The organism is Mesorhizobium sp. M4A.F.Ca.ET.050.02.1.1 (genome assembly GCF_003997725.1).
Taxonomy (GTDB): Bacteria; Pseudomonadota; Alphaproteobacteria; order Rhizobiales; family Rhizobiaceae; genus Mesorhizobium.
The window spans coordinates 1-2,441 of sequence record NZ_RZSG01000863.1 but is presented as its reverse complement, the minus strand read 5'-3'; the positions used below and the strand labels follow the sequence as shown (position 1 = coordinate 2,441).

General features: G+C 64.2%; 2 protein-coding genes and 1 pseudogene. All 3 read left to right on the top strand.

Features of this window, described 5'->3' with window-relative positions; translation table 11 throughout:
* Positions 1 to 180, top strand: a pseudogene (cysW, locus tag EOA33_RS32350) (sulfate/thiosulfate ABC transporter permease CysW); the annotation flags it as partial.
* Between the two features lie 68 nt (positions 181 to 248).
* The gene (locus EOA33_RS32345; RefSeq protein ID WP_127407473.1) at positions 249 to 1,307 is read left to right on the top strand and encodes a sulfate/molybdate ABC transporter ATP-binding protein; all 1,059 of its coding nucleotides are present in this window, start codon (positions 249 to 251) and stop codon (positions 1,305 to 1,307) included.
* Positions 1,308 to 1,456: 149 nt separating this feature from the next.
* On the top strand, positions 1,457 to 2,441 hold a 985-nt coding region (locus tag EOA33_RS32340; RefSeq protein ID WP_127407472.1), incomplete at its 3' end, for a sulfate ABC transporter substrate-binding protein.

The following is a 2,441-nucleotide window of genomic DNA, read 5'->3' as shown; positions in this document are numbered from 1 at the left end:
ATACGCGGCCTTACCAACACCATGCCGCTGCATGTCGAAATCCTCTACAATGAGTACAATGCGGTCGGCGCCTTCGCCGTCGCTTCGCTGCTTGCCGGCCTGGCGCTGGTGACGTTGGTCTTGAAAACACTTCTCGAGATGCGCTACGGCGCCGAGATCGCCGCCACGCGCGGACACTGAATGCATATCGCCCAAAAGCGCGAAACCGGTTTTGGGATAACGGCAGGCACCGACAAAAGGGACGGTTTATGGAAGTTCGCGTTGCCAACGTGCGCAAGGAGTTTGAGCGGTTTCCGGCCCTCCATGACGTATCGCTCGACATCAAGTCGGGCGAGCTGATCGCGCTGCTCGGCCCGTCCGGCTCCGGCAAGACGACGCTCCTGCGGCTGATTGCAGGGCTGGAACGGCCGACCAAGGGCACGATCTTCTTCGGCGACGAGGACGCCTCGCAGAAGTCGATCCAGGAGCGCAATGTCGGCTTCGTCTTCCAGCACTACGCGCTGTTCCGGCACATGACGGTGGCCGACAATATCGGCTTCGGCCTCAAGGTCCGGCACGGCGCGGCACGGCCGCCGATACAGGAGATCCGCCGCCGCGCCTCCGAGCTTCTCGACCTCGTCCAGCTTTCGGGCCTGGAGAAGCGCTATCCGGCGCAGCTTTCCGGCGGCCAGCGCCAGCGCGTGGCGCTCGCCCGCGCCATGGCGATCGAGCCCAAGGTGCTGTTGCTCGACGAGCCGTTCGGCGCGCTCGACGCACAGGTGCGGCGTGAGCTTCGCCGCTGGCTGCGCGAGATCCACGACCGCACTGGCCACACCACCGTCTTCGTCACCCACGACCAGGAAGAGGCGCTCGAGCTTGCCGATCGCGTCGTGGTGATGAGCCAGGGCCGCATCGAGCAGGTCGGTTCCGCCGATGAGATCTACGACACGCCGAACTCGCCCTTTGTCTATTCCTTCATCGGTGAATCGAGCTCGCTGCCGGTCAAGGTCGAGAGCGGCGAGGTCTGGATCGCCGACCGATCGATCGGCCTGTCCGCCCCGCACGCGGCCTCAGGCGACGCAATGCTCTACTTCCGCCCGCACGACGTCGAGCTCCTTGACGGCTGCAGCGGCTGCATCGCCGGCACCGTTGCCGCCAGCCGCCGTGTCGCTGGCACCAGGCGGGTGGAGCTCGAAGTCGGCGGCGAGCGCCAGCGGGTCGAGGTCGAATTGCCCGTCGACCATCCGGCGGCGCAGAAGAGTCGGGTGGCGTTCAGGCCGCGGCGCTGGAAGCTTTTCCCGGCATCTGAGCCCGGAAAAGCCAGCTGAATCAGCCTGAAAGAAAATCCTAACAAGCATTTGTTTCGGCGGAATCTTTTCCGACGATGACACGATAGCGCCGGCTCGCATGTCTGGCGCTGGCCGGCCTTGTGCTATTATCCTGCGCCCTTGTTGCAACTCTCAAGGAGCCGGTTTTCATGAAGCGATTTTTGCTTGGCGCGGCGGCACTGGCCACCCTCTTCCTCGCATCCTCCGAGGCCTGGTCGGCCGACAGGTTGCTGAACGCGTCCTACGACGTCGGCCGCGAGCTGTTCGCCGAAGTCAACAAGGCCTTCGTCGCCGAACATCCGGGCGTGACGATCGACCAGTCGCATGCCGGGTCCTCCGCTCAGGCGCGCGCCATCGCCGAAGGGCTCGGCGCCGATGTCGTCACCTTGAACCAGGTCACCGATGTCGATTTCCTGGTCAAGAAGGGGCTCGTTTCCGCCGACTGGCAGAAGGATTTCCCAGACAACGCCTCGCCCTTCTATTCGCTGCCGTCCTTCCTGGTGCGCGCCGGCAACCCCAAGCACATCAAGGACTGGAACGATCTGGTGCGCGACGACGTGCAGGTGATCTTCCCCAATCCGAAGACGTCGGGCAATGCGCGCTACACCTATCTCGCCGCCACCGCTTACGCCAAGGAGGCCTTCAAGGGCGACGACGCCAAGGTGAAGGAGTTCATCACCAAACTGTTCAACAACGTGCCGATCTTCGACACCGGCGGCCGCGCCGCCACCACCACCTTCGTGCAGCGCGAGATCGGCGATGTGCTGATCACCTTCGAATCGGAGACGCGTGGCATCCGCAAGGAGTATGGCGACGACAAGTTCGAGCAGGTCACGCCCTCGGTCAGCCTGCTGGCGGAGTTTCCCGTCGCCATAATCGACAAGGTTGCCGACGAACATGGCACGCGCGATCTCGCCAAGAGCTATCTCGACTTCCTCTATACGCCCGAAGGCCAGGACATCCTCGCCCGCAACGGCAACCGCGTCCGCGATGCGGCGGTCGCCGCGAAGTACAAGGACCAGTTCCCCGACGTCCGCCTGCTGACAGTGGACGACGTCTTCGACGGCTGGGCCAAGGTGCAGGCCGAGCATTTCGCCGCCGGCGGCCTGCTCGACCAGTCCTATGGCAACCGCT